The following is a 25,039-nucleotide window of genomic DNA, read 5'->3' as shown; positions in this document are numbered from 1 at the left end:
CTCGGCGTCAGAGGACCTCGGTGACCTGCTCGAAGCTCAGCCGCGGGCCGCGCGGGTACGAGGTGCCCTCACCCTCGGCGTGACCGACGTTGACGACCAGGAGCGACTTCCAGCCGGTCTCGCCGAAGAACTCGGCGTCGGCACCGTCGAAGTCCATGCCGTCCATCGGCCCGGCGGCCAGGCCCGCGGCGCGCAGGCCGACGATGAGGTAGCCGGCCTGGATCAGGGCGCTCTTGCGGGCCATGGCCTCACGCGCCTCGACGGCGGGGGCGAGCTGCTCCTTGACGCCGGAGACAGCGGGGAAGAGGTAGTCGAGGTGCTCGTGGAACGCCGGGTCGGCGGCGAGCACGAGGGAGACGGGGGCGCCCAGGACGCGGTCCTTGTTGCCGTCGTTCATGTGGGCGGCGAGGCGCTCGCAGGCCTCGGCGGACCGCACCACGAGGACGCGTAGCGGCAGCGTGTTCATGGCGGTGGGGCCGAACTTGGCCAGGCCCCACGCCGCCTCGAGCTGCTCGTCGGTCACCGGCTCGTCGGTGAACTGCGAGGTGGTGCGGGCGGTGCGGAAGAGGCGGTCCGCCACGTCGTCGCCGACGGCGAGAGGGCCCGGGTGGATCATGGTCTCGGTCATGCCTGGCTGAACATGTCGATGCATTCGCATGATTCCTCGATCCCGCGTGACGTACCGCACACCGGTGCCGGGCCGCGTCCGACGCGATGCGATCATGGGGCCATGGCATCCGGTGGTGACCCCCTCGTCCTCGGCATCGAGACGTCCTGCGACGAGACGGGCGTCGCGCTCGTCCGTGGGGACGAGCTGCTCTTCGACGCGGTGGCGAGCTCGATGGACGAGCACGCCCGCTACGGCGGCATCATCCCGGAGGTGGCCAGCCGCGCCCACCTCGAGGCGATGGTCCCCACCATCCGCCGGGCGATGTCCGAGGCGGACGTCGACCTGTCGCAGGTGGACGCGATCGCCGTCACCGCCGGTCCGGGGCTCGTGGGGCCCCTGACGATCGGCGCCTCGGCCGCGAAGGCGCTGGCGATCGGGCTGAACCGGCCCCTGTACGGGGTCAATCACGTCATCGGCCACGCTGCCGTGAACCAGCTCGTCGACGGCCCGTTCCCGGGTCGCACCATGGCGCTCGTCGTCTCGGGCGGGCACAGCACGCTCATGCTGGTGGACGACGTCGCGATGTCCGTGACGGAGCTGGGGTCCACGCTCGACGACGCGGCCGGCGAGGCGTTCGACAAGGTCGGCCGGCTGCTCGGCCTGCCCTATCCGGGCGGGCCGCACGTGGACCGTCTCGCCCGCGCCGGCGACCCCGAGGCGATCCGCTTCCCGCGCGGCCTCACCGCTGCCAAGGACCAGGCGAAGCACGCCTACGACTTCTCGTTCTCCGGGCTCAAGACGGCCGTCGCGCGCTGGATCGAGGCGTGCGTCGACTCCGGCCGGGAGATCCCGACCGCCGACGTCGCGGCGTCGTTCGCGGTGGCCGTGGCCGACGTGCTCACGGCGAAGACGATCGCCGCGTGCCGTGCGCACGAGGTCGACACGCTCGTCATCGGCGGCGGGTTCTCCGCGAACAGCCAGCTCCGGGAGCTCGCGGCGCAGCGGTGCGCCGAGGCCGGGATCGACCTGCGCATCCCGCCGATCCGCTACTGCACGGACAACGGGGCGATGATCGCCGCGCTCGGGTCCGCCGTCGTGCGTGCGGGGGTGGCGCCCTCGGACCTGGACATCGGCGTCGACTCCTCGATGCCGATGTCCACGATCACCGTCTGACGCGGGCCCGGCCCGTCCGAGGGTCGGCCGCGCGCCCCCGGGAAAGCCCTGGGAGACCGGCGCGGCCGTCGCTAGCGTGGCCGGCGTGACGGACACGCGGCCCAGCATCTACCAGCACCCGCTCGCCTATCTCGTCGGGCTCCAGGGCGTGGCGCTTATGCGCGCCTTCGCCGGCGAGCACGACCGCGCGTTCGTCGAGGCGCGGCTGGCCGACGTCCGGGCGCTGCTCGACGCCGCCGACCGCTTCGGCCCCGGCCGCGACGTCCCGCCGATCGACACCCGGGTCGGCTACCGGCACTGGGCGCCGAGGTACGACGGCCCGAACGGGTTCTGGGGGACGGAGGAGCCGCTCGTCCGACCGCTGATGGAGGGCCTGCCCCGCGGCGTCGCGGTCGACGCGGCGTGCGGCACGGGCCGCCACACGGCCTGGCTCGTGGGGCAGGGACACGAGGTGCTCGCGTTCGACACCTCGCCGGACATGCTCGAGATCGCCCGGGCCAAGGTGCCGGGAGCGCACTTCGCCGAGGCGGACCTGCGTGACCTGCCGCTGGCCGACGCCTCCGCCGACCTGGTCCTCGTCACGCTCGCCCTCTCCCACGTGCGGGACCTCGGGCCGGTGTTCGCGGAGCTGGCACGGGTGCTGCGCCCGGGCGGCCACCTCGTCGTCTCCGACACGCGCGGGTTCTACGTCGGCTCGCCGCTCTACCCGCTCGTGGAAGGGGCGGACGGCACGTTCGGGTACATCCCGAACTGGTACCACGCCACGAGCGAGTACCTCCAGGCGGCCCTGCCGGTCGGTCTGGCGCCGCGGTTCTGCCGCGAGTACGCCGGGGGCGGGGCCGACGACGTCGACGAGGGCCGCGAGTTCACCGCGCGGGCGGACGGCGGGGCCGGTGGTTTCGACCCCGACGCGCCGACCGAGGTCGCGGACCGGACCAGGCCGCCGGACGTGTGGGAGATGATGACCTGGGTCGAGGCGGCGGCCGGTGCGGCCTACGCCGAGAGCCCGGTCCTGATCGTGTGGGACTTCGAGCGGGTGTAGCTACCCGGCCGCCCGGAGCGGGCGACCGGCGTGCAGCTCGGCGACGAGCGACGCGACCACTGCCTCCAGCGCCTCGGGGCCGGCGCCGCCGTGCGCGGCCGCGACGGCCCGCTGGCGCTGGTAGGACGCGCCGCACCGCGTGATCTCGCGCACGCCGTCGAGCTCGGCGGCGCAGCCCAGCCGGTCCGCGACGGGCTCGAGCGTCGTGAGCAGGCGGGGGAGCGCGTCGGTGATCAGCTCCTCGTTCCCGGCGTCGTCGAGGATGATGATGGCGTCGGTGCCGTAGCGGGCGGCCCGCCACTTGTTCTCGTGCACGAACCAGGGCGGCATGGTCGGCAGCGGGCTCCCGTCGTCGAGCAGCGTCGACAGGTGCTCCACGAGGCAGTGCACGAGCGCCCCGAGCGCGGCGAGCTCCAGGGTGTTCGACGTGCCGTCGCAGACCCGCACCTCGATCGTCCCGAAGTGCGGCGCCGGCCGCACGTCCCAGCGCACCTCCGTGAAGTCGTCGATGACGCCCGTGCGGAGCAGGTCGTCGGTGTACCGCTCGAGCTGGGACCAGTCCGTGAACTGGTAGGGCAGCCCGGCCGTGGGCAGCTGCTGGAAGATCATGGCCCGCATCGACGCGTAGCCCGTGTCGTCGCCGCCGAAGTACGGCGAGGACGCCGACAGCGCCTGGAGGTAGGGCAGGTACACGAGCAGCGAGCTGACGATCGGCAGCACCTTGGCCCGGTCCTCGATCCCCACGTGCGCGTGCACGCCGTAGACGATCTGCTGGCGCCCCCACACCTGGGCGCGGTCGACCACGGTGGCGTACCGCTGCTTGTCGGTGACCTTCTGCTGGGACCAGTGCGCGAACGGGTGGGTGCCCGCCCCCATGAGGTCCACCCGCATCGGGCCGGTCGCGTCGTGGACGGCGGCGATCCCGCGCTCGAGGTCCGTGATCGCCTCGCCCACGGTGCGCCGCACGTCGCTGATCACCTCCACGGTGTTGCGCAGGAACTCCGGCTTGACGAAGCGGTGCCGCACGTCGTCCGCGACGGACTCGATCACCGCCGGGCCGACCTGTCGCAGGGTGCCGGAGTCGGCGTCGACCAGGGCGAGCTCCCACTCCAGCCCGACGCTCGACCGGGCCGAGCGGGCGTATTCCAGCACCATGCGGGCAATGCTTCCACGAGCACCCGCCCCGGAGCCTGTCGAACGTGGGCTCAGCCGGCGAGGGGCTCGACGACGAGCACGTGCTGCGCGCCCGCGATCCGCGTGAGCACGAGCGTCGCCTCCGCGTCCCCCTTGAGCGCGAGCTGGGACCGGAGCTGCTCCGGGGTGACGGCGGTGCCGCGCTTCTTGACGGTGAGCCGCCCGACGCCGCGCTCGCGCAGATAGGCCTTGAGCCGCTTGAGGCTGAAGCCCATGACGTCGAGCACCCGGTAGCCGGTGGCGAGCGGTGCGGTGGCGTCGTCGGGCGCGGGGGCCGGGGCGTCCGTCGTGACGTACGCGATGGTCCGGTCGAGCAGCCGCCCGCCGAGCTCGGCGGTTGCGTGCGCGACCAGGCCGGCGCGGATGACGGCGCCGTCGGGCTCGTAGAGGTACGCGCCGACGGCGCCCACGTCGGGCGCGAGGTCGTCGTCGCCGCCCGACCGCAGCAGCCGGGAGGTGGTGGTGCCGCCGGCGGTGGCGAGGACGAGCGCGGACCGCCCGGGGCCGTCGGGGGCGAGGGGACCGAACCACAGGCCCGCCTCCACGACGTCCCCGTCGACGGAGACCCACTGCGTCTCGGCGTCGGCGGGCAGCCCCGGGTGCGGGATGCCGGGGCCGACCTTGATGCCGAGCGCTGGGACCTGGTCGCGCAGCGCCCACACGGCGTCGAGCGGGGGAGCGTAGGCGGCGGGGTCGAACACCCGCCTGCCCCCGCGGGTGCGCCGGGCGGGGTCGGCGTACACGCCGTCCACCCCCTCGGCCACGAGGTCGAGGGACAGGCCGTCGGCGTGCCGCACCTCGGCCTCGGGGAAGTGCCGCAGGTTGACGGTGGCGACGGCGGCGGTGACCTCGTCGACGTCGGTGGCGAGCACGCGGAGCCCCGTGCCGGCGAACGCGAGCGCGTCGGCACCGACGCCGGTGGTGAGGTCGGCGACCTTGGTGACGCCCGCTGCGAGATAGCGCCGGGCGTGCAGGGCGGCGACGACGAGCCGCGTCGCCTGCTCGACGCCGTCGGCGGTGAACAGCATGCCGTCGGCGAAGTCCCCGAGCTTGGCGCGTGCCTTCGCCCGCAGCCTGGACTGGGTGAGGGCCGCCGCCGCGAGGTCCGGGTCGACGCCCTCGGCGCGCAGCCGCATCGCCAGCGCCATCGCCTGCTTCTCGTCGTACGGCGGCAGCGAGTTGACCAGGGCCCACCCCTGCGGACTGAGCAGCTTGGTGAGCGAGGGGGCGTCCATCGGGCCATCGTGTCAGACCCGGACGTGACGCCCTCGGCGAACTGCTGGCACTCGACTTGTCAGAGTGCTAACGGCTGCCTAGATTTGTCGTCAGCGACCGCAGGCTGTCACCGGCACCCGCGACGACGGCCAGCCCTCGGACGCGACCTGGTCAATCAGCAAGTCCATCCCGCACTGCGAAACAAGGAGGTCCGACGTGTCGGTCCCCATCAAGCCGCTCGAGGACCGGATCGTCGTCAAGGCCATCGAGGCCGAGACCACGACCGCTTCCGGCCTGGTCATCCCGGACACCGCCAAGGAGAAGCCCCAGGAGGGCGAGGTCCTGGCCGTGGGCGACGGCCGCTTCGACGACAAGGGCAACCGCGTCCCGGTCGACGTCAAGGTCGGCGACAAGGTGATCTACAGCAAGTACGGCGGCACCGAGGTCAAGTACGCCGGTGAGGACTACCTCGTCCTGTCCGCGCGCGACATCCTCGCCGTCGTCGTCGCCTGACGACGCTCCACCGGGTCGTCTGACGACCCGCGGCACGTGCGCCGCCCGGCGGCGCACCCGCCGGACACGCAGGCCCTGCACCGATCCCGGTGCGGGGCCTTCGTGCGTCTGCGCGTCAACCGGTCTTGCGGGTGGTGCCGGCGAGGATGGCGGACCGCTCGTCCTCGCTGAGCCCGCCCCACACGCCGTACGGCTCGCGGACGCGCAGCGACTGCTCGCGGCACTCCATCATCACGGGGCAGCTGCGGCAGATCGCCTTGGCGGCCTCTGCGCGGCGCCGGCGCGTCGAGCCGCGCTCACCCTCGGGGTGGAAGAAGAGGGTGTCGTCGGTGTCCCTGCATGCTCCTTGGTACTGCCACTCCCACAGCTCCATCACCGGGCCGGGCAGTCGTGAGATCTCCGTCATGGCGAACAACCTACAAGTTGTGCAGAAGTTGTTCAAGGGTCTCTTTCCAGCAACGATGAATCGTTCAGTGTTCAACCTCTGAGTCAGGCACGAATCGGTTCGAACGGGTTCTGAACGGCTTTGTGTGCGAGTTTGGCGAAGTATCGCGGCATGCGCCCTGGCGCGGTGGCGACGTGTCGGTCCTCTCGGCAGAATCGAGGGCATGACCACCTCTCGACCCGTCCCGCAGGGGGACGGGTCTCGCGCGTCGAGTCCTGGCCTCGCCGTCGCAGCGGTCGCCCGGCGCCTGGGAGTTGCTCCCGCGACGCTGCGCACGTGGGACCGTCGCTACGGGCTGGGCCCCTCGGCGCGCACCGCTGGTTCGCACCGTCGCTACACGCCGGAAGACGTGGCGCGCCTGCTCGTCATGCGCCGGCTGACGCTCGAAGGGGTTGCGCCCGTCGACGCGGCCGAGGCCGCGCTCAAGGCCGGGGTGGACGAGCTCGAGGCCGCCGCCGACCGGGCCGGCGGGCCGGATCCTGAGCCCGAGGGCGGGCAGGAGCGGGACACCGAGCACGCCGAGGACGCCGCGTCCGCCGAGGAGCCCGGCACCCGGCAGGGGCGGGCGCACCTGCGCGCGCTCCCGGGCGGCGGAGCGGGGTCGTCCAGCGGGCCCGGCCGGTCCGAGGGGACTGGGGCTGGGAGCGCTTCCGCACGGGTGTCCGCCGTGGTCGACGCGACCCTCGCCTACGACCAGGCGCGCTGCGACGAGCTGCTGCGGATCCCCGCGCACGGGGACCCGGCCGCGTGGTGGGTGCACGTCGTGGAGCCGGCCTGGCAGCGGGTCGCCCAGCGGACCGTGCTCGCCGGGCCGGGTGCCGTGCCCGAGGTCGTGCTCGCCACCGCCGCCCTGGGAGCGCTGCGGGACTTCACCGAGGCGTTCGAGCAGGCGACGGTCGCCGGCGGTGCGCCCCCGGCCAACCACCCGAGCCGCATGCGCAACATCGTGCTGATCTTCGCCGCCCCGGACGAGGTGGTCCCGCTGTCGGCGCACGCGCTGGCCGCGTCGCTGACCGCGAAGCGCGCCACGGCCCGGATCGTCACGGGCCCGGCCAACACCCACCGCGCTCTGGAGCTCGTGACGATGGTGCGGCCCGCCGCGCTCGTGCTGGCCACGACGCAGCGGCGACCGGACCTCGACGTCGTGCACGCCGTGCACGAGGGCTTCCCCGACCTGCCGATCGTCGTCGGCCTGCGCCGCGACGACGCGGCCAGCGAGCTGCCGCTCGCCCCGACGGTGCAGCGGGTCCGGTCGTTCACCGGCATGCTCCACGAGGTGCTCGCCGTCGTGGGGTGACGCCCGGCACCGGGCGGCGGTGAGGCGTCCCACCCGTCGAGCCCCCGGATGAGGGGTGCGCGGGGACCGTAGACTCCTGTCATGACGGACTCGACCTCGCCCGCGCACGACCCGTTCGGATTCCTCGGCCTCACCTACGACGACGTCCTGCTGCTGCCGGGCTACTCGGACCTGGCCCCGTCCCAGATCGACACGACCTCGCGGCTGACCCGCGAGATCTCGCTGCGGGTGCCGCTGGTGTCCGCGGCGATGGACACCGTCACTGAGTCGCGGATGGCCATCGCGATGGCCCGCCAGGGCGGGATCGGCGTGCTGCACCGCAACCTGTCGATCGCCGACCAGGCCTACCAGGTCGACCTCGTCAAGCGCACGCAGACGGGCATCATCACCAACCCGGTGACGATCGGCCCCGACGCCACGCTGGAGGAGCTCGACCAGCGCGCCGGCGAGTACCGCATCTCCGGGTTCCCCGTGGTCGACGCCGCCGGCCGGCTGATCGGCATCGTCACCAACCGCGACCTGCGCTTCACGCCCGTCGCCGAGTGGGCCGGCACCAAGGTGTCCGAGGTCATGACCCCGGCACCGCTCATCACCGGGCCGGCGGGCATCGCGCGCGAGGACGCCACGCTGCTGCTGCGCAAGCACAAGCTCGAGCGCCTGCCGCTCGTCGACGACGAGGGCCGGCTCGCCGGGCTCATCACCGTCAAGGACTTCGTCAAGTCCGAGCAGTTCCCGAACGCCTCGAAGGACGGGCAGGGGCGGCTGCTGGTCGGAGCCGCGATCGGCTACTTCGGCGACGCGTGGGAGCGGGCGACGACGCTCGTCGACGCGGGTGTCGACGTCCTGGTCGCGGACACCGCCCACGGCAACGTGCGGATGCTCGTCGAGATGGTCCACCGGCTCAAGACGGACCCCGCCACGCGCCACGTCCAGGTGATCGGCGGCAACGTCGCCACCCGCGACGGTGCCCAGTCGTTCGTCGACGCGGGCGCGGACGGCATCAAGGTCGGCGTCGGGCCGGGGTCCATCTGCACCACCCGCGTCGTCACCGGCGTCGGCGTCCCGCAGATCACCGCGGTGTACGAGGCGTCGCTCGCGGCCCGCGAGGCCGGGATCCCCGTGATCGCCGACGGCGGGATGCGCCACTCGGGCGAGATCGGCAAGGCGATCGTCGCCGGTGCCGAGGCGGTCATGCTGGGCTCGATGCTCGCGGGCACCGAGGAGGCGCCGGGCGACACCATCCTCGTGGGCGGCAAGCAGTACAAGGCGTACCGCGGCATGGGCTCCATGGGCGCCATGTCGTCGCGCGGCAAGAAGTCCTACTCCAAGGACCGGTACTTCCAGGCCGAGGTCGTCAGCGACGACATGATCGTGCCCGAGGGCGTCGAGGGGCAGGTGGCCTACAAGGGCACGCTGAACACGGTGGCGCACCAGCTCGTGGGCGGGCTGCACCAGTCGATGTTCTACGTCGGCGCCCGGACGATCCCGGAGCTGCAGGCCAAGGGCAAGTTCGTGCGGATCACCTCCGCGTCGCTCAAGGAGTCGCACCCGCACGACGTGCAGGTCACCGCGGAGGCGCCGAACTACAGCGGGTTCTGAGGCTCCGCGGGCCCGCGCGGCTCAGCGAGCCACCGCGGCGACGCGGTCGGCGGGCCAGGCGACCGGGGCGGGCGGCCGGGGCACGGCCTCGGCGGCGCGCTCGGCGTTGACCCGCTGCGCCCAGCGGCGGTAGGCGCCGGCCTGTGCGGCGTGCAGCGCGTCGAGAGCGACGCCCCGCAGGTGCGGGTGCCGCACGAGCTGGGCGTCGAGCACGTCGAGCGTGGCGAGCACGTCGACGTCGGCCGTGTGCAGCGCGAGGTCGCCCGCGATGCCGTACAGGGCGCACAGGTCGCCGAGCCGGCGCTTGCCCTCCCGCCCGCCGTCGAGCCAACGGTCGAGCACCAGCGGGTCCAGCACCGGCGCGACGGGGCGCCCGAGGCGTTCGGCGAGCGTCGCGAGGCCGTGCCGCGCGAGCTCGACGTCCAGCAGCGACAGGTCGAACGTCGCGTTGTAGGCCACGAGCGGGGTGCCGGCCCGCAGGTGCGAGACGAGGCTGCGGGCGATCTCGTCGAGCGCCCCGGCCGGGGGGCGTCCGCGCCCGCGCGCGTGCGCCGTCGTGATGCCGTGGATGGCGGTGGCCTCGGTGGGGATCTCGACGCCCGGGTCGAGCAGCCAGGTCCGCACGTCGGTGTGCCGGCCGGGCGCGCGCACGACCACGGCCGCCGTGACGATCCGGTCGCGGGTGACGTCCACGCCCGTGGTCTCCGTGTCGAAGCCGACGAGCGGGCCGTGGGCCCATCCGGTGTCGCCGTGGTCGTTCATCGTCGTCCTCTCCGTCCCGAGGGCTGTTGCCGCCCCGGGCCTGGCACGGACTGTGCCACGCGCCACCGACAGGGCGCGCGGACGGAGACGGCCGCCCCCGGCCCCCGCCGGTAGTCTGGTCCGGTGAGCAACGAGATCGAGATCGGACGTGGAAAGCGCGGACGCCGCGCATACTCCTTCGACGACATCGCGGTGGTGCCCTCGCGGCGTACGCGCGACCCGAAGGACGTCTCGGTCGAGTGGCAGATCGACGCCTACCACTTCGAGCTGCCGATCCTGGCGGCCCCGATGGACTCGGTGATGAGCCCGGCCACGGCGGTCGCGCTCGGCAACCACGGCGGGCTCGGCGTCCTCGACCTCGAGGGCCTGTGGACGCGCTACGAGTCGCCCGAGGCGCTGCTCGCGGAGATCCGCGGGCTCCCCGCGGGCGAGGCCACGCGCCGCATGCAGGAGATCTACGCGGAGCCGATCAAGCCCGAGCTGATCACGCAGCGGCTCAAGGAGGTGCGCGCCGCCGGCGTCACGGTCGCGGGCGCGCTCTCGCCGCAGCGCACGCAGGAGTACTACCAGACGGTGGTCGACGCCGGCGTCGACCTGTTCGTCATCCGCGGCACCACGGTCTCCGCCGAGCACGTCTCGGGCAACGCCGAGCCGCTCAACCTCAAGCGGTTCATCTACGAGCTCGACGTGCCCGTCGTCGTCGGTGGCGCGTCGACGTACACCGCCGCGCTCCACCTCATGCGCACGGGCGCGGCCGGCGTCCTGGTCGGCTTCGGCGGCGGCGCCGCCCACACCACGCGCGTCGGCCTGGGCATCCACGCGCCGATGGCGACGGCCGTGTCCGACGTCGCGGCCGCGCGCCGCGACTACCTCGACGAGTCCGGTGGCCGGTACGTGCACGTCATCGCCGACGGCGGGGTCGGGCACTCGGGCGACGTCGTCAAGGCGATCGCGTGCGGGGCCGACGCCGTCATGCTGGGCGCCGCGCTGGCCCGCGCGAGCGAGGCGCCCGGGCAGGGCTGGCACTGGGGCCCGGAGGCGCACCACCACGCGCTCCCGCGCGGCGAGCGGGTCGAGGTCGGGACCGCGGGCACGCTCGAGCAGGTCCTCTTCGGGCCGAGCAGCTCGGCGGACGGCACCTCGAACCTCGTCGGCGCCCTGCGCCGCGCGATGGCGACCACCGGCTACTCCGACCTCAAGGAGTTCCAGCGGGTCGAGGTCGTGGTCTCGCCCTACCAGCCGCGGTGAGCGCCCGGCACGCCGCCCACGTCGACGCCGGCGTCCCGACGACGGTGGACTTCCGCGACATCGCCGACGCCGACGTCGAGCAGGTGGTCTCGCTGTGGGAGACCTGCGGGCTGACGCGGCCGTGGAACGACCCGCGCCTGGACGTCGCCGACGCCCGGGCGAACCCGACCTCGACCGTGCTGGTCGGCGTGCTCGGCGACGAGGTGCTGGCCACCGCCATGGTCGGCTACGACGGTCACCGGGGGTGGCTCTACTACCTCGCGGTGAGCCCCGGCGCGCAGCGGTCCGGCCTCGGACGAGCCACGACGGGAGCGGCCGAGAGCTGGCTCCGGGACCGCGGCGTCCGCAAGCTCCGTCTCATGGTGCGGCGCGGGAACGAGCAGGTCCTGGGCTTCTACGAGGGCCTCGGCTATGCCGACTCCGACTGCGTGGTGCTGGGCCGCGACCTGTAGCGCCCCCCGCACCGCGGTGGCCGCGAAGGTTCCCGGTCGCGCTGAGAGCGAACCGCGCCGCGCGCGTTGCCGACATGTCGTCCGGGGCACGTAGGGTGGCGGCCATGTCCACCGCGCACGAGAGCGACGGCGCTCTGGGGGATCTCATCGATCCGGAGCTTCCTGCCGCCACCTATGTCCTCGAGCCTGACGTCGTCGCCCCGCTGGTGCGACGGATCGTCACGTCGGACGACGCCGGCACCCACCGGTCGACGCTGCCGTTCTCGGGCGCGCCGCTGGTGTCGTTCCCGTTGTCGTCCGTGGCCGACGTCGAGGGGGCGGTCCGGCGTGCCCGCGCCGCGCAGCCGGCCTGGGCCGCGCTCTCCCTGCGCGAGCGGACCGTCGTGCTCGACCGCCTCGGGGCCACCGTGCTGCGGCGCCAGTCGGAGATCCTCGACCTGATCCAGATGGAGACGGGCAAGTCCCGGCGCAGCGCGTTCGAGGAGGTCGCCGACGTCGCGCAGGTGACGCGGCACTACGCGGTGCGGGGTCGGCGCTACCTCGCCGACCGTCGCGCGTCCGGCGTGTTCCCGGTGCTCACCGGGGTGCGCGTGCACCGCCGTCCCGTCGGCGTCGTCGGCGCGATCGCGCCCTGGAACTACCCGCTGACGCTCGTGCTCTCCGAGGCGCTGCCCGCGCTTGTCGCGGGCAACGCCGTGGTGGTCAAGCCCGACCCTCAGACGACCCTGTGCGCCCTGTGGGTGGCCGAGGCGCTGGAGGAGTCGGGGCTGCCGGAGGACCTCTTCTCCGTCGTCGCCGGTGGCGGGGACGTCGGCGCCGCCCTCGTGGACCAGGTGGACCACATCGCGTTCACCGGGTCGACGGCCACCGGCCGCAAGGTCGCGGCACGCGCGGGGGAGCGGCTCATCGGCGCCACGCTCGAGCTCGGTGGGAAGAACCCGCTCTACGTGGCCGCGGACGCCGACCTCGACACCACCGTGCCCGGTGTCGTGCGCGCCTGCTTCTCCAACTCCGGCCAGCTGTGCATGTCGATCGAGCGGCTGGTGCTGCACGAGCGGATCGCGGACGAGTTCCTCGAGCGCTTCGTGGAGGCCGTCCGCGGGCTGGAGCTCGGCTCCGCGCTCGACTACACCGCGGACGTCGGGTCCTTGGTCTCGGCCGACCAGCTCGCCCGCGTCACCGAGCACGTGGACGACGCGCTCGCCAAGGGCGCGCGGGCGCTGGTGGGCGGCGTGCACCGCTCCGACGTCGGGCCCTTCTTCTACGCACCCACCGTGCTCGACGACGTCCCCGCCGACGCGCTGTGCGCCACGCAGGAGACCTTCGGTCCGGTCGTGTCCGTGACGCGCGTCGCCTCGGACGCGGAGGCCGTGCGCGTCATGAACGCCACGGACATGGGCCTCAATGCGAGCATCTGGTCGGTCGACGTGGCGCGCGCCCGTCGGCTGGCCGCCCAGGTCGAGGCGGGCACCGTCGTGATCAACGACGGTTACCTGTCGGCGTGGGGCTCGGTCGCGGCGCCGATGGGCGGGTTCAAGGCGTCGGGCCAGGGCCGCCGGCACGGGCGGGAGGCGATCGAGTCGGTGACCGAGGTGCAGACGGTCGCGGTGCAGCGCGGCGCCCGGTTCGGGATCTCGGTCGACTCGCTCTACGCGCTCGGCGGAGAGACACCGAGCAAGGTGCTCACCGTCGCCATGGACGCGATGCGCCGCCTGCGCCTGCGCTAGGTGTACTGACGGCCGGGAGGCGGACGACGCGCCAGGCACTCTCAGGGGCGGGCGAGGAAGGAGCCCAGGGCGGCCTGCGCCGCGGGCTCTCCCAAGAGTCGGGTGAACACCTCGCCCTCGTCCTCGATCCGGTCGAGCAGGGCGGCCTGCGTACCGGCACGCAGGAGCCGCTTGGTCTCCATGAGCGCCGTGACGGGCTTCCCGGCCAGCCGGGCCGCCTGCGCGCGGGCGAAGCCGAGCACCTCGGCGTCGGGCAGCACCTGGTTGACCAGGCCGGCCTCGAGCGCGGCGGCGGCGGGGAGCGGCTCACCGAGCATCAGGGCCGCGGCGGCCCGCTGATGGCCGACGACCTGGGGCAGCAGGAGGCTGGAGCCCGCCTCGGGCACCAGCCCCAGGTCCACGAACGGGAACAGGAGCGTCGCGCCCTCGCCCGCGTACACGAGGTCGCAGTGCAGCAGCATGGTCGCGCCGATACCGACGGCCGGTCCGCAGACGGCGGCGACGAGAGGCTTGGGGAACCGTGCGATCGTCCGCAGGAAGCGGAACCCTGGGTCGTCGGAGCCGGCCTGGGGGCGGTCGACGAAGTCGCCGATGTCGTTGCCGGCGCAGAACACCGCGTCGTCGCCCTGGAGCAGCACGGCGCGGACGTCGGCGTCCGCCTCGGCCGCGTCGAGCGCGTCCGTCAGTGCCGAGTACATCGACCTGGTGATCGAGTTCCTCTTCGACGGGCGGTTCAGGGTCACGGTGGCGACGCCCTCGGCGACGCTGGTGCGGACGTCATCGGTCATGCCGAGACGATAGCGGCCCTCAGTCGGTGAGCGACGCCCGCTCGGCGCGAAGGTTGCGCCCGGCGGCGCCGGACCAGCGCGCCGCGCCGGCGGCCGAGCGGAACAGTGTCGGCGCGGCGCCCGGCCGGTCGGGGAGTCGGTCGGGGAGCCGGGCGAGCAGCTCGTCGAGCACAGCGGACCGCCCCGTGCGGAAGGCGTCGTCGGGGACGTGGCCGTACTCCGCCCGTACCTGGGCGGCGTAGCGCGCGTACCGCCGCGGCTCGCCGCCCAGGACGGCGAGGTCCGCGTCGCTGACCAGCGCCCCCGTGGCGTCGCCGTGCGCGGGATCGTGATCGGCCGTGACGAGCACGAGCCGCGCGACCTCGTCGACGTCGTCGGCCGCGAGCAGACCTGTGCCGCGCGCGCCCCGCGCGCCGGTGGCGAGCGGCGCCAGCAGGCGGACGGCGAGCGCGGCCGAGCGCTCCTCGTCGCGGCCCGCCTCGCCGTCGTGCACCGCGTCGTGGAACCACAGGGCGAGGGCCGCGAGGCGGGCGGACCCCGGGGCCCCGCCTGAGACGAGCGTGTCGAGCGCGTCGAGGGCGTCCGCCAGGTGCAGCCGCGAGTGGTACACCCGGTGCGGTTCGCGCCACCGGCCCACGAGCTCGGCCCCGGCCGCGCGGACGGACGCCGTCGGCTCGGGCCACAGGCCCGCCCACCTTGCCAGAAGTGCCGGCCGGGAGGCTCCGCGCCGTTCCCGTCCCGGCACCCGCAGCACGGACGCGCCGAGGCGGCGGGCCAGGTCACCGCCGCTCACGGCCAGCGCGCCCGCCGCGACCAGGTCGTCGTGCCGGTCCGCGGGCACGTCGTAGTGGTCCAGGTCGAACGACCGGTCGGGCAGCCCTTGCGCCCGGGCGAAGGTCCGCAGCTCGTGCAGCGAGGAGTCGGAGACCAGGTGTGACCACAGCCGGTCGTGCGCCGGCCAGGCGGGCGGGTCGACGTACAGCGTCACCTGTGGCTCCTGGAACGAGGGGGGCGGGTCATGCCCCGCTCGACAGGGTGCGGCGGACCTCGCCGACGAGGGCAGACATCGTCGCCTCGGCGCGGCCGGGGTCGCCGTCCGCCACGGCCCGGGCGACCTTCTCGTGCTGGTCGAGCGCCTCGGGGACGGGTGCGGGCGGCATGAGTCCGAGGCGGGTACGCCCGGTCAGCACCTCGGCGACGACGTCGGCGAGGGCGCCGAACATCTCGTTGCCGCTCGAGCGCAGCAGCAGCTCGTGCATCCGGACGTCGAGCGCGAGGAACTCGGCGAGGTCTCCATGGCTGCCGAGCACGCGCATCCGCCCGGCGAGGTCGAGAAGCTCGGCCCGGGCCTCGGCGGTGGCGTGCGTCGCGGCCCCGGCCGCCGCGAGGGGCTCGACGGCGTGACGGAGCTCGGTGAGCGTGCGGAGCTGGTCGTCGCGCCCGGGGCCGGCCAGGCGCCAGCGGATGACGCGCGGGTCCAGGACGTTCCACTCGCTCATGCCGAGGACGACGAGGCCGACCCGCCGCTTCGAGCGCACGAGCCCGAGCCCTTCCAGGAGGCGCATCACCTCGCGGGCGACCGTGCGCGACACCCCGTGGACCGCGCCGATGGCCTCGAGGGTGAGCGGGGTGCCGGGCGGGACGTCGCCGCTGGTGATGGCGCGCCCGACGGCGTCGAGGACGGCGGCGTGCAGGGCGGGTCGCGACATGGCCCGAGCCTACCGAGGGGCGGGCCTTCCGAGCCGCCAATGGTGATACCTCTGTTGCGAAAGATGCTACCAATGGTCCATGCTCGGACGACGTCGCGACGGGGTCGTCGCTGCGGGCATCGCCGAAGCACCACAGACTCAGGACGAGGCCGGAGCCTCGCCCGCCAGGACACGGACAGGGAAGTCGAAGGACATGGACACCGACGTCACCAGCATCACCCCCGCACACCTCGTCGTCATGGGGGTGTCGGGGTCGGGGAAGACCACGATCGCCGGCCTCCTGGCCGAGCGGCTCGGGTACGACCTCGCGGAGGCCGACGAGTTCCACCCGGAGGCGAACATCGCGAAGATGACGGCCGGGACGGCCCTGACCGACTCCGACCGCGCCCCGTGGCTCGCCGCCATCCGCGACTGGCTCGGCACCGAGACCGACGCCGGGAAGTCCGCCGTGGTGACCTGCTCGGCGCTCAAGCGCTCCTACCGCGACGTGCTGCGCGACGCCCGCGGACGTGTGCGCTTCGTGCACCTGCAAGGCAGCGCCGACCTGCTCGCCGAGCGGATGACGCACCGCAGCGGGCACTTCATGCCGCCCACGCTGCTCCCGTCCCAGCTCGCCACGCTCGAGCCGCTCACCGGCGCCGAGGACGGGCTCGTGGTCGACATCGCCGAACCGCCTGCCGCGATCGTCGAGACCGTCCTGCACTGGCTCTCGGACAACTGAGGAGGCTCGCACCATGACCGACGACTGGACCCAGACCCTCACGGCCGGCCCCCTGCTCGCCATCGCGGCGGGCGCGGTAGCCCTCCTGCTCCTGCTCATCATCAAGGTACGGCTGCACGCCTTCCTCGCGCTGGTGCTGGTCAGCCTGCTCACCGCCGTCGCGGCGGGCCTGCCCAGCGGCGGCGTCGTGGACATCCTGCTCGACGGCTTCGGCAGCACGCTCGCCTCCGTCGCCCTGCTCGTCGGGCTCGGCGCGATGCTCGGCCGGCTCATCGAGACGAGCGGCGGGGCGAACGTGATGACCGACGTCCTCATCGCCAGGTTCGGCGAGAAGCGGGCGCCGCTCGCGCTCGGGGTCGCGTCGCTGATCTTCGGCTTCCCGATCTTCTTCGACGCCGGACTCGTGGTCATGCTGCCGATCGTGTTCACGATCGCGCGGCGCCTCGGCGGGTCGCTGCTGCTCTACGGCCTGCCCGTGGCCGGTGCGTTCTCGGTGATGCACGTGTTCGTGCCGCCGCACCCGGGCCCCGTCGCGGCGTCGGAGTTCCTCGGCGCGAACGTCGGGCTGGTGCTGCTGCTGGGCCTCGTCGTCGCGATCCCGACGTGGTACGTCACCGCCTACCTGTTCGGCAGGTTCGCCGGCGGGCGCATCGCGATCCCCGTGCCGGACATCCTCGGCCGGACCGACGACGCCGAGGTGGAGAACCCGCCGCGGTTCGGCACCGTCGTCGGCATCCTGCTGCTGCCCCTCGTGCTGATCTTCGCCAACACCGGCCTGGCGGCCGCAGCCAGCGCCGGCTGGGTCGACGCCGAGAGCCCGGTCGTGACCTGGGCCGGCCTGATCGGATCGACGCCCGTCGCGCTGCTGATCTCCGTGCTGGTCGCCGCGTGGGCGCTCGGGCGGCGCCGCGGCGTCGAGGGCTCCGCCCTGGAGAAGCTGCTCGACTCCGCCCTCGGACCGGTCTGCTCCGTCATCCTCATCACGGGCGCGGGCGGCATGTTCGGCGGTGTGCTCCGGGCCTCCGGCATCGGCGAGGCGCTCTCCGACGTGCTCGGGGACATGGGGCTGCCCGTCATCGTGGCCGGCTTCGTCATCGCCACCGTCCTGCGGGTGGCGCAGGGCTCCGCGACCGTAGCGCTCACCACCGCCGCCGGGCTCGTCGCCCCGGCCGTCGCCGCGGGCGGTTTCAATCCTGTCGAGACGGCCGCCATCGTGATCGCCGTCGCCGCCGGGTCCGTCGTCCTGAGCCACGTCAACGACTCGGGCTTCTGGCTCGTGGGCCGGTTCTTCGACATGGACGTGAAGACCACGCTGCGCACGTGGACCGTCATGGAGACAGGCATCGGGGTCATGGGGTTCGCGATCGCCTGCCTGGCGTTCGCCATCGCCTGACCCCCGGACACGCACGATGCGGTGCGCCGACCTCAGCCGGACGTGACGGCCGCCGTCGGGTGCTGCCCGTCGACGGCCTCGACACACTGCCGCGCGATGGCGAGCTCCTCCTGCGTGGGGATCACCATGACCAGCGTGGACGTCCAGTCCGGCGAGATGATGCGCTCGCCCGACCCGGCGCCGGTGTTGCGCTCCGGGTCCACGGCGATGCCCATGCCCGCCAGCCCCTCGCAGACCGCGGCCCGCACGAAGGTGTCGTTCTCGCCAACGCCCGCCGTGAAGGCGATGACGTCCACCCGGCCGAGCAGCGCCGCGTACGCGCCGACGTACTTCTTCAGCCGATGGATGTACACGTCGAACGCGAGCGCCGCGTGCTCGTCGCCCTCGTCGATGAGCCGGCGCAGCTCGCGGAAGTCGTTCACGCCCGCCATGCCGAGCACGCCCGAACGCTTGTTGAGCAGCCGGTCCAGCTCGTCGATGCCCATGCCCGCGTTGCGGGCCAGGTGGAACACGACGGCAGGGTCGATGTCGCCGGAGCGGGTGCCCATGACCAGGCCCTCCAGCGGCGTCAGCCCCATCGAGGTGTCGATCGGCACCCCGCCGGACACGGCCGACGCTGACGCGCCGTTGCCCAGGTGCAGCACGATCGTGTTGAGGTCCTGCACCCGGCGGCCCAGCACGCGCGCCACCTTGCCCGCCACGTACTGGTGGCTCGTGCCGTGGAAGCCGTACCGGCGCACGTCGTGCTCGGCGGCCACCTGCCGGTCGATGGCGTACGTGTACGCCTCGGCGGGCAGCGACGAGAAGAACGCCGTGTCGAAGACGGCGACGTGCGGCACGTCGTCCAGCAGCTCGCGGGCCACGCGGATGCCCTGGACGTTCGCCGGGTTGTGCAGCGGGGCGAGCGGCACGAGCGCGTCGATGCGCGCCACGACGTCGTCGTCCACGACGACCGGGCCGGAGAACTCCGACCCGCCGTGCACCACGCGATGCCCGACGGCGTAGATCCCGGCGTCCGCGAGGCGCGGCCCGATCTCCTCGAACAGGCCCAGGGCGAGCCGCAGCGCTTCCCCGTGGTCGGGCACCTCGACCTCGCGGCGCGTGCGGTTGCCCGCGAACGTGTGCGTGACGATCCCCTGGGAACCGCCCGACGTCTCGCCGATGCGCTCGACGATGCCCGCCGCGATGGCCTCGCCGCCCACCGGGTTGACGAGCTGGTACTTCAGCGACGAGGAGCCGGAGTTGAGCACCAGCACCGAGCCGTGAGCCCCGTAGGCGCTGTACGGGTTCGGCCGCTCGGCCTCGGGGACGATGCTCATGCGGTGGCCTCCTTCGCCTGCGCTTCTGCCTGGGCCTGCGCCTCGGCCTGCGCCTGGATCGCTGTGATGGTGACGGTGCTGACGATGTCGGCGACGAGCGCGCCGCGGGACAGGTCGTTCACGGGCTTGTTCAGCCCCTGCAGCACCGGCCCGACGGCGACCGCGCCCGCCGAGCGCTGCACCGCCTTGTACGTGTTGTTGCCCGTGTTGAGGTCGGGGAAGACGAAGACGGTGGCCCGCCCCGCCACCGACGACTCCGGCAGCTTGGACGCCGCGACCGAGGCGTCCACGGCGGCGTCGTACTGGATCGGGCCCTCCACCGACAGGTCGGGACGGCGCTCGCGGACCAGCTCGGTCGCGGCGCGCACCTTGTCGACGTCGGCGCCGGAGCCCGACGTCCCCGTCGAGTAGGAGAGCATCGCCACGCGCGGATCCACGCCGAACTGGGTGGCAGTGGCCGACGACGAGATCGCGATGTCCGCGAGCTGCTCCGCCGTCGGGTCGGGGATGACGGCGCAGTCGCCGTACACGAGCACCCGGTCGGGCAGGCACATGAGGAACACGGACGACACCACGGACACCCCGGGCGCCGTCTTGACGATCTCGAACGACGGCCGGATCGTGTGCGCCGTGGTGTGCGCGGCGCCGGAGACCATGCCGTCCGCGAGGCCGAGGTGCACCATCATCGTGCCGAAGTACGACACGTCGGTGACGATCTCGCGGGCGCGCTCCGCCGTCATGCCCTTGTGCGCGCGCAGCCGCGCGTACTCGGCGGCGAACCGCTCCACGTGCTCCGGGTCGGTGGGGGACAGCACGGTGGCGGCGGAGATGTCGAGGCCGAGCTCGGCCGCCCGCGCCCGGATCGCCGACTCGTCGCCGAGGATCACCAGGTCGGCGATGCCGCGCGCCAGGACGGTCGACGCCGCCCTCAGCACACGGTCGTCGTCGCCCTCGGGCAGCACCACGCGCTTGCGGTCGGCCCGGGCGCGCTCGATGAGGCCGTACTCGAACATCAGCGGCGTGACGACGGGCGCTCGCGGCAGGTCGAGGCGGGCGAGGAGCTCCGCGCCGTCCACGTGCTGCTCGAACAGGGCGCGGGCGACGTCGATCTTGCGGCCCGACGTCACCGTGACGTGCCCGCGGGTCTCGGCGGCGGCCCGGGCCGCGGCGTACGTGCCCATCGTCGTGGACACCACCGGCACGCGGGGGCCGAGCGCCGACAGGAGCTGCGCGATCATCCCGTGCGGCACGTAGCCGCCGGTGAGGATGATCCCCGCGAGCGACGGGAACGACGCCGCGGCGTGCGCGGAGAGCAGCCCGAGCAGCACGTCGGAGCGGTCGCCCGGCGTGATGACGACGGCGCCGTCCGACAGGTGGTCCAGCACGTGCTCGAACGACATCGCCCCGACGATGAGGTCGAGGGCCTCGCGGTGCAGCAGGTCGGGATCGCCCAGCATGAGCCGGCCGCCGACCGCCTCGGTGAGCCGGCCCACCGTCGGGGCCTGCAGGAACGGCTCCTCCGGGATGGTCCACACGGGCAGGTCGCCGTCCGCCAGCGACTGCTTGGCGGGCGACGCCACGAGCGCGTGGTCGGAGCGGTTGACCACCACCCCGACCGGCTGCGCGTGGTTGGCGCGCAGCTCGGCCAGGCTGAGGCGGGTCAGGGCGTGCACGTCGTCGGTGGTGCGCCCGTTCCCGGACACGACCAGCAGCACCGGCGCGCCCAGGTTCGCCGCGACGCGGGCGTTGAACGACAGCTCGGTGGCGCCCGCCACGTCCGTGTAGTCCGTGCCGACCACCACGACGGCGTCGCACTGCTCGGCGACCGCGTGGTACCGGTCGACGATCCTGGCGAGCGCCGCCTCCGGGTCGGCGTGCACGTCGTCGTAGGTGACGCCGACGGCCTGCTCGTAGCTGATGTCGACGCCGTCGTGCGCCAGGAGCATCTCCAGCACGTGGTCGCGCGGCGCGAGCGCACCGGCGTCCGACGCGGGCGGGTCCGTCACCCGGGCCACCGCCCGGTAGACCCCCACCTTCCGGACCTGCCGGACCAGCAGGTCCAGCACTCCCAGGGCGACGGTCGACTTGCCGGTGTCACCCTCCGGAGAAGTGACGTAGATGCTCCTGGTGACGGGTGCAGCGCTCACGGATGTCCTGTCGTCGTGCGGATCGGTGGTGCGGTCGTGCCCGTGCTACGGGTCCATCGTCCCAGGCCACGCCCCGGGCCCGGGACGTGCCGAGGTGGGGTTCCTCACTCGTTGTCGCCGCCCGTGGCCGCGGCCGCGTCGTACTGCGGCCCGCCGTTCTCCGTGGCCGTCTCCCCGACGTCCGGCCACACCCACTCGCGCACCTCGGGGATGTCCTCGCCGTGCTCCCGCGTGTACTGACGGGCCGCGAGGCGCGCGTCGACCATCTCCTGGCGCAGCCCCGCGTAGGTGGAGCGCAGGGACGGGACCCGGTCGATGACGTCGATCACCAGGTGGTAGCGGTCGATGTCGTTGAGCATCGCCATGTCGAAGGGCGTCGTCGTGGTGCCCTCCTCCTTGTACCCGCGCACGTGGATGTTGGGGTGGTTGGTGCGCCGGTACGTGAGGCGGTGGATGAGCCACGGGTAGCCGTGGTAGTTGAAGATCACCGGCCTGTCGGAGGTGAACAGGGTGTCGAAGTCCTTGTCGGACAGGCCGTGCGGATGCTCCTTCTCGTCCTGCAGGCGCATCAGGTCGACCACGTTGACCACTCGCACCTTGAGGTCGGGGATGCGGTGGCGCAGGATGTCGGCCGCCGCGAGGACCTCCAGCGTGGGCACGTCGCCCGCCGCACCGAGCACGACGTCCGGGTCCTCGCCCACGACCTCGGTACCCGCCCACTCCCAGATGCCCAGGCCGCGGCTGCAGTGCGCGATCGCCTGCTCCATGGACAGGAACTGCGGCGCCGGCTGCTTACCCGCCACCACGACGTTCACGTACTGCCGCGAGCGCAGGCAGTGGTCATAGGTGGACAGCAGCGTGTTTGCGTCCGGCGGCAGGTACACCCGCACGATCTCGGCCTTCTTGTTCACCACGTGGTCGATGAACCCCGGGTCCTGGTGGCTGAAGCCGTTGTGGTCCTGGCGCCACACGTGGCTCGACAGCAGGTAGTTGAGGCTCGCGACCGGCCGGCGCCACGGGATGTCGCCTGTGACCTTGAGCCACTTGGCGTGCTGGTTGAACATCGAGTCGACGATGTGGATGAAGGCCTCGTAGCTGGTGAACAGGCCGTGCCGCCCCGTGAGCAGGTAGCCCTCGAGCCAGCCCTGGCACTGGTGCTCGCTCAGCATCTCCATGACGCGCCCGGCGCGGGCCAGGTGCTCGTCGACCTCCGGGCCGTAGAACTCCCCGTTCCACTGCTTGTCCGTGGCGTCGTAGACCGCCTGCAGACGGTTCGACGCCGTCTCGTCGGGGCCGAAGATGCGGAAGTTGTCCGGGTTGTTGCGCACCACGTCGGTGAGCCAGGTCCCCAGGACGCGGGTCGCCTCGGCCACCGCGCCGCCGGGGGTGGGCACGTCGACCGCGAAGTCGCGGAAGTCCGGCAGCCGCAGGTCCTTCAGCAGCAGGCCGCCGTTGGCGTGCGGGTTGCCGCTCATCCGCAGCTCGCCGGCCGGAGCCAGGTCGGCGATCTCGGGGAGCAGACGACCGTCGGCATCGAAGAGCTCGTCCGCGCGGTACGACTCGAGCCAGCCACGCAGCACCTCGAGGTGCTCCGGGGTGTCGCGGGCGCTTGCGAGCGGCACCTGGTGCGCGCGCCAGGAGTCCTCGGTCTTCTTGCCGTCGATGACCGGCGGGCAGGTCCAGCCCTTGGGGGTGCGGAAGACGATCATGGGCCAGGCGGGCCGCTCCTCGTTCCCGGCGTGCGCGTCGGCCTTGATGCGGGCGATGTGGTCGAGCACCTCGTCCAGCAGCCCGGCGAACCGACGGTGCACCTCGACGGGGTCCTCGCCGTCGAACCCGCCGTTGAAGAAGTACGGCGTGTGGCCGTAGCCGGTCATGAGGTCGCGCAGCTCGTCGTCGCTGATGCGGTCCAGCACTGTCGGGTTGGCGATCTTGTAGCCGTTGAGGTGCAGGATCGGCAGCACCACGCCGTCCTGGACGGGGTTGACGAACTTGTTCGAGTGCCAGCTCGTGGCCAGCGGGCCGGTCTCCGCCTCGCCGTCGCCCACCACGGCCGCCACCAGCAGGTCCGGGTTGTCGAACGCGGCGCCGTACGCGTGGCTGAGCGCGTAGCCCAGCTCGCCGCCCTCGTGGATCGAGCCCGGCGTCTCCGGGGCGACGTGGCTCGGGATGCCGCCCGGGAACGAGAACTGGCGGAACAGCCGGCGCAGGCCCTCGTCGTCCTGCGTGATGTCCGAGTACGTCTCGGAGTACGTGCCCTCGAGGTAGGAGTTCGCGACCAGGCCCGGCCCGCCGTGGCCGGGACCGGTGACGTAGAGCGTCGACTGCTCCCGCTCCCTGATCGCCCGGTTGAGGTGGGCGTACAGGAAGTTCAGACCGGGCGTCGTGCCCCAGTGGCCCAGCAGGCGGGGCTTGACGTGGTCACGCGTCAGGGGCTCGCGCATCAGCGGGTTGTCCAGCAGGTAGATCTGGCCCACCGACAGGTAGTTCGCGGCCCGCCACCACCGGTCGATCTGGTCGATCGCCTCCGGCGTGAGCTCGGCGGCGCCGGTCGCGCGCCATGACGACGGGTGGACGGTCGACGAAGGGGTGCTCATCACACGCTCCTGAGCTGCTCGGGGACGGCCGGCGTGCGTGGTGCTGCCGACCTGGCCTCATTCCATCGCAGTCCGAGGCTCGATGCACCATGACCCGCGAGGTGGCGGAGGTGACATCGATCTGTCGCCTCGTCAGGTGCGCCCGGATTCCGTGCGGGGCGTCCGCGACGTCTACGGTGTGCTGGTGTCCAGCCCCCAGCCCGTCCGCAGGCCGCTCTGGGCGGTGGCCGTCCAGCCCCGCATGATCGGGATCCTGCTCGTCTTCCTGCTCGCCGCCGCGGTGTGCGCGCGGCTCGGGGTCTGGCAGCTCGACCGCGCCTACCAGCGGGCCGAGCTGGCCGCGCAGCAGGAGGCCGCGGAAGCCCTCGCCCAAGGTCCGGCGGCGCTGGGCGAGCTGCTGAGGCCCCAGGAGTCGTTCCCCGGCGAGCTCGTGGGCCGCGAGGTCTGGGCGACCGGCACCTACGAGGCCGCGGACCAGCTGCTCGTGGCCGGGCGTTCGCTGGACGGCCGCCAGGGCTACCTGGTGCTCACCCCGCTGCGCGTCGTGGACGACGGGACGGGGGGAGCGTCGTGGGCGGACCTGTCCGGCGCCCCCGTGCTGCCCGTCGTGCGCGGCTGGGTCCCCACGCCGTCCGCGGCCGGAGAGGTGCTGGACGTCCCCGGTGGCGAGGTGCGCGTGAGCGGGTGGCTCCAGGCGTCCGAGTCGGTCCAGGAGGGCGTCGAGCCGCTCCCGGACAACCTGGACGGTCCGCCGCTGGTCGACTCCATCGCCACCGGCGCCCTGGTGAACACCTGGGGCGGGCCGACGTACACGGGTTACGTCGTGCTCACCGGCTCGGACCCGGCGCAGGTCGCGGCGGCCGGCGGCGGGCCCGAGCCGCTGCCCCGCCCCGTCATCGAGGGGAGCGAGGGCGTCAACCTGCAGAACCTGTTCTACGCGCTGCAGTGGTGGGTGTTCGGGCTCTTCGCGGTGCTGCTGTGGGTGCGCCTGGTCCGCGACGAAGCGGCCGGCGGACGGCGCGGGCACCGCGGGGACGACGCCGACGACGCCGTCGGCCGGGGGATCGCCGGCCTCCCGGGCTGACCCC

At 73.2% G+C, this 25,039-nt stretch carries 22 protein-coding genes; 11 read left to right on the top strand and 11 right to left on the bottom strand.

The annotated features are described in order from the left end of the window. Positions 1-7: 7 nt before the first annotated feature. On the bottom strand, positions 8-616 hold the full coding sequence (locus tag LEP48_RS04510) for a malonic semialdehyde reductase (RefSeq protein WP_308009975.1): 609 nt from the start codon (positions 614-616) through the stop codon (positions 8-10). A 114-nt stretch (positions 617-730) separates the two neighbouring features. On the opposite strand from LEP48_RS04510, the gene tsaD reads away from it, so the two are divergent. Next, complete coding sequence (tsaD, locus tag LEP48_RS04505) at positions 731-1,783, top strand: tRNA (adenosine(37)-N6)-threonylcarbamoyltransferase complex transferase subunit TsaD (protein ID WP_225564386.1); 1,053 nt, start codon at positions 731-733, stop codon at positions 1,781-1,783. An 85-nt stretch (positions 1,784-1,868) separates the two neighbouring features. Then, a complete protein-coding gene (locus LEP48_RS04500; RefSeq protein WP_225564385.1) occupies positions 1,869-2,825 on the top strand; it encodes a class I SAM-dependent methyltransferase in 957 nt (318 codons plus the stop codon). On the opposite strand, the gene LEP48_RS04495 is transcribed toward LEP48_RS04500, so the two are convergent. Beyond that, on the bottom strand, positions 2,826-3,980 hold the full coding sequence (locus LEP48_RS04495) for a glutamate--cysteine ligase (protein WP_225564384.1): 1,155 nt from the start codon (positions 3,978-3,980) through the stop codon (positions 2,826-2,828). Positions 3,981-4,030: 50 nt separating this feature from the next. Further along, the gene (locus LEP48_RS04490; RefSeq protein WP_225564383.1) at positions 4,031-5,254 is read right to left on the bottom strand and encodes a class I SAM-dependent methyltransferase; all 1,224 of its coding nucleotides are present in this window, start codon (positions 5,252-5,254) and stop codon (positions 4,031-4,033) included. A gap of 196 nt (positions 5,255-5,450) precedes the next feature. Here LEP48_RS04490 and groES point away from each other — a divergent pair, with 196 nt between their 5' ends. Next, positions 5,451-5,747, top strand: a complete 297-nt coding sequence (gene groES / locus LEP48_RS04485; RefSeq protein ID WP_225564382.1) for a co-chaperone GroES — start codon at positions 5,451-5,453, stop codon at positions 5,745-5,747. Between the two features lie 115 nt (positions 5,748-5,862). Here groES and LEP48_RS04480 read toward each other — a convergent pair whose 3' ends face one another. Further along, entirely contained in the window at positions 5,863-6,153 is a 291-nt protein-coding gene (locus LEP48_RS04480; protein WP_225564381.1) for a WhiB family transcriptional regulator, read from the bottom strand. Between the two features lie 202 nt (positions 6,154-6,355). Here LEP48_RS04480 and LEP48_RS04475 point away from each other — a divergent pair, with 202 nt between their 5' ends. Continuing rightward, positions 6,356-7,489 (top strand): MerR family transcriptional regulator, encoded by a 1,134-nt coding sequence (locus LEP48_RS04475; RefSeq protein ID WP_225564380.1) that lies wholly within the window; start codon positions 6,356-6,358, stop codon positions 7,487-7,489. An 81-nt stretch (positions 7,490-7,570) separates the two neighbouring features. Then, entirely contained in the window at positions 7,571-9,088 is a 1,518-nt protein-coding gene (gene guaB, locus LEP48_RS04470; RefSeq protein ID WP_225564379.1) for an IMP dehydrogenase, read from the top strand. 21 nt (positions 9,089-9,109) lie between these two features. On the opposite strand, the gene LEP48_RS04465 is transcribed toward guaB, so the two are convergent. Then, positions 9,110-9,850: an exonuclease domain-containing protein gene (locus LEP48_RS04465; RefSeq protein ID WP_225564378.1), complete on the bottom strand. Its 741-nt coding sequence runs from the start codon at positions 9,848-9,850 to the stop codon at positions 9,110-9,112. Positions 9,851-9,973: 123 nt separating this feature from the next. Here LEP48_RS04465 and LEP48_RS04460 point away from each other — a divergent pair, with 123 nt between their 5' ends. The 3 genes from LEP48_RS04460 to LEP48_RS04450 all read left to right on the top strand — a co-directional run bounded on the left by LEP48_RS04460 (position 9,974) and on the right by LEP48_RS04450 (position 13,277). Beyond that, positions 9,974-11,098, top strand: a complete 1,125-nt coding sequence (locus tag LEP48_RS04460; RefSeq protein ID WP_225564377.1) for a GuaB3 family IMP dehydrogenase-related protein — start codon at positions 9,974-9,976, stop codon at positions 11,096-11,098. Beyond that, complete coding sequence (locus LEP48_RS04455) at positions 11,095-11,550, top strand: GNAT family acetyltransferase (RefSeq protein WP_225564376.1); 456 nt, start codon at positions 11,095-11,097, stop codon at positions 11,548-11,550. Before LEP48_RS04460 ends, LEP48_RS04455 begins: the two co-directional genes overlap by 4 nt. Positions 11,551-11,654: 104 nt before the next feature. Further along, positions 11,655-13,277: a succinic semialdehyde dehydrogenase gene (locus LEP48_RS04450; protein ID WP_225564375.1), complete on the top strand. Its 1,623-nt coding sequence runs from the start codon at positions 11,655-11,657 to the stop codon at positions 13,275-13,277. A 41-nt stretch (positions 13,278-13,318) separates the two neighbouring features. Here LEP48_RS04450 and LEP48_RS04445 read toward each other — a convergent pair whose 3' ends face one another. Genes LEP48_RS04445 through LEP48_RS04435 form a run of 3 tightly spaced genes read right to left on the bottom strand, consistent with a single transcriptional unit; the run spans position 13,319 to position 15,774 of the window. Beyond that, complete coding sequence (locus tag LEP48_RS04445; protein WP_225564374.1) at positions 13,319-14,065, bottom strand: enoyl-CoA hydratase; 747 nt, start codon at positions 14,063-14,065, stop codon at positions 13,319-13,321. A 19-nt stretch (positions 14,066-14,084) separates the two neighbouring features. Further along, positions 14,085-15,053: a DUF4031 domain-containing protein gene (locus LEP48_RS04440; protein ID WP_225564373.1), complete on the bottom strand. Its 969-nt coding sequence runs from the start codon at positions 15,051-15,053 to the stop codon at positions 14,085-14,087. 28 nt (positions 15,054-15,081) lie between these two features. Further along, positions 15,082-15,774 carry a FadR/GntR family transcriptional regulator gene (locus LEP48_RS04435; protein ID WP_225564372.1) on the bottom strand — a complete coding sequence of 231 codons (693 nt, stop codon included), beginning with the start codon at positions 15,772-15,774 and terminating at the stop codon, positions 15,082-15,084. A 193-nt stretch (positions 15,775-15,967) separates the two neighbouring features. Between LEP48_RS04435 and LEP48_RS04430 the strand changes: the two genes are divergently transcribed. Both LEP48_RS04430 and LEP48_RS04425 read left to right on the top strand, forming a co-directional pair. Then, the gene (locus tag LEP48_RS04430; RefSeq protein ID WP_225564371.1) at positions 15,968-16,495 is read left to right on the top strand and encodes a gluconokinase; all 528 of its coding nucleotides are present in this window, start codon (positions 15,968-15,970) and stop codon (positions 16,493-16,495) included. A 13-nt stretch (positions 16,496-16,508) separates the two neighbouring features. Then, a complete protein-coding gene (locus LEP48_RS04425; protein ID WP_225564370.1) occupies positions 16,509-17,888 on the top strand; it encodes a GntP family permease in 1,380 nt (459 codons plus the stop codon). A 32-nt stretch (positions 17,889-17,920) separates the two neighbouring features. Here the strand turns inward: LEP48_RS04425 and LEP48_RS04420 are convergent, their stop codons facing one another. From LEP48_RS04420 to LEP48_RS04410, 3 genes are all read right to left on the bottom strand, one after another. Then, positions 17,921-19,207 carry an acetate/propionate family kinase gene (locus LEP48_RS04420; RefSeq protein WP_225564369.1) on the bottom strand — a complete coding sequence of 429 codons (1,287 nt, stop codon included), beginning with the start codon at positions 19,205-19,207 and terminating at the stop codon, positions 17,921-17,923. Continuing rightward, positions 19,204-21,354, bottom strand: a complete 2,151-nt coding sequence (gene pta / locus LEP48_RS04415; RefSeq protein ID WP_225564368.1) for a phosphate acetyltransferase — start codon at positions 21,352-21,354, stop codon at positions 19,204-19,206. Before pta ends, LEP48_RS04420 begins: the two co-directional genes overlap by 4 nt. Before the next feature lie 104 nt (positions 21,355-21,458). Continuing rightward, complete coding sequence (locus tag LEP48_RS04410) at positions 21,459-23,951, bottom strand: phosphoketolase family protein (RefSeq protein ID WP_225564367.1); 2,493 nt, start codon at positions 23,949-23,951, stop codon at positions 21,459-21,461. 184 nt (positions 23,952-24,135) lie between these two features. Between LEP48_RS04410 and LEP48_RS04405 the strand changes: the two genes are divergently transcribed. Further along, positions 24,136-25,035, top strand: a complete 900-nt coding sequence (locus LEP48_RS04405; protein WP_225564366.1) for an SURF1 family protein — start codon at positions 24,136-24,138, stop codon at positions 25,033-25,035. Positions 25,036-25,039 lie beyond the last annotated feature (4 nt).

It is taken from the genome of Isoptericola luteus (assembly GCF_020297055.1).
Lineage (GTDB): Bacteria > Actinomycetota > Actinomycetes > Actinomycetales > Cellulomonadaceae > Isoptericola > Isoptericola luteus.
The sequence above is the reverse complement of the archived record's forward strand: the minus strand, read 5'-3'. Positions and strand labels throughout refer to the sequence as shown.

Excerpts from the sequence above, each read along its gene's own strand:
- LEP48_RS04510 (WP_308009975.1), bottom strand. The coding sequence starts at position 616 with ATGATCCACCCGGGCCCTCTCGCCGTCGGCGACGACGTGGCGGACCGC.
- tsaD (WP_225564386.1), top strand. The coding sequence starts at position 731 with ATGGCATCCGGTGGTGACCCCCTCGTCCTCGGCATCGAGACGTCCTGC.
- LEP48_RS04495 (WP_225564384.1), bottom strand. The coding sequence starts at position 3,980 with ATGGTGCTGGAATACGCCCGCTCGGCCCGGTCGAGCGTCGGGCTGGAG.
- LEP48_RS04490 (WP_225564383.1), bottom strand. The coding sequence starts at position 5,254 with ATGGACGCCCCCTCGCTCACCAAGCTGCTCAGTCCGCAGGGGTGGGCC.
- LEP48_RS04480 (WP_225564381.1), bottom strand. The coding sequence starts at position 6,153 with ATGACGGAGATCTCACGACTGCCCGGCCCGGTGATGGAGCTGTGGGAG.
- LEP48_RS04475 (WP_225564380.1), top strand. The coding sequence starts at position 6,356 with ATGACCACCTCTCGACCCGTCCCGCAGGGGGACGGGTCTCGCGCGTCG.
- guaB (WP_225564379.1), top strand. The coding sequence starts at position 7,571 with ATGACGGACTCGACCTCGCCCGCGCACGACCCGTTCGGATTCCTCGGC.
- LEP48_RS04465 (WP_225564378.1), bottom strand. The coding sequence starts at position 9,850 with ATGAACGACCACGGCGACACCGGATGGGCCCACGGCCCGCTCGTCGGC.
- LEP48_RS04450 (WP_225564375.1), top strand. The coding sequence starts at position 11,655 with ATGTCCACCGCGCACGAGAGCGACGGCGCTCTGGGGGATCTCATCGAT.
- LEP48_RS04445 (WP_225564374.1), bottom strand. The coding sequence starts at position 14,065 with ATGACCGATGACGTCCGCACCAGCGTCGCCGAGGGCGTCGCCACCGTG.
- LEP48_RS04435 (WP_225564372.1), bottom strand. The coding sequence starts at position 15,774 with ATGTCGCGACCCGCCCTGCACGCCGCCGTCCTCGACGCCGTCGGGCGC.
- LEP48_RS04430 (WP_225564371.1), top strand. The coding sequence starts at position 15,968 with ATGGACACCGACGTCACCAGCATCACCCCCGCACACCTCGTCGTCATG.
- LEP48_RS04425 (WP_225564370.1), top strand. The coding sequence starts at position 16,509 with ATGACCGACGACTGGACCCAGACCCTCACGGCCGGCCCCCTGCTCGCC.
- LEP48_RS04420 (WP_225564369.1), bottom strand. The coding sequence starts at position 19,207 with ATGAGCATCGTCCCCGAGGCCGAGCGGCCGAACCCGTACAGCGCCTAC.
- LEP48_RS04410 (WP_225564367.1), bottom strand. The coding sequence starts at position 23,951 with ATGAGCACCCCTTCGTCGACCGTCCACCCGTCGTCATGGCGCGCGACC.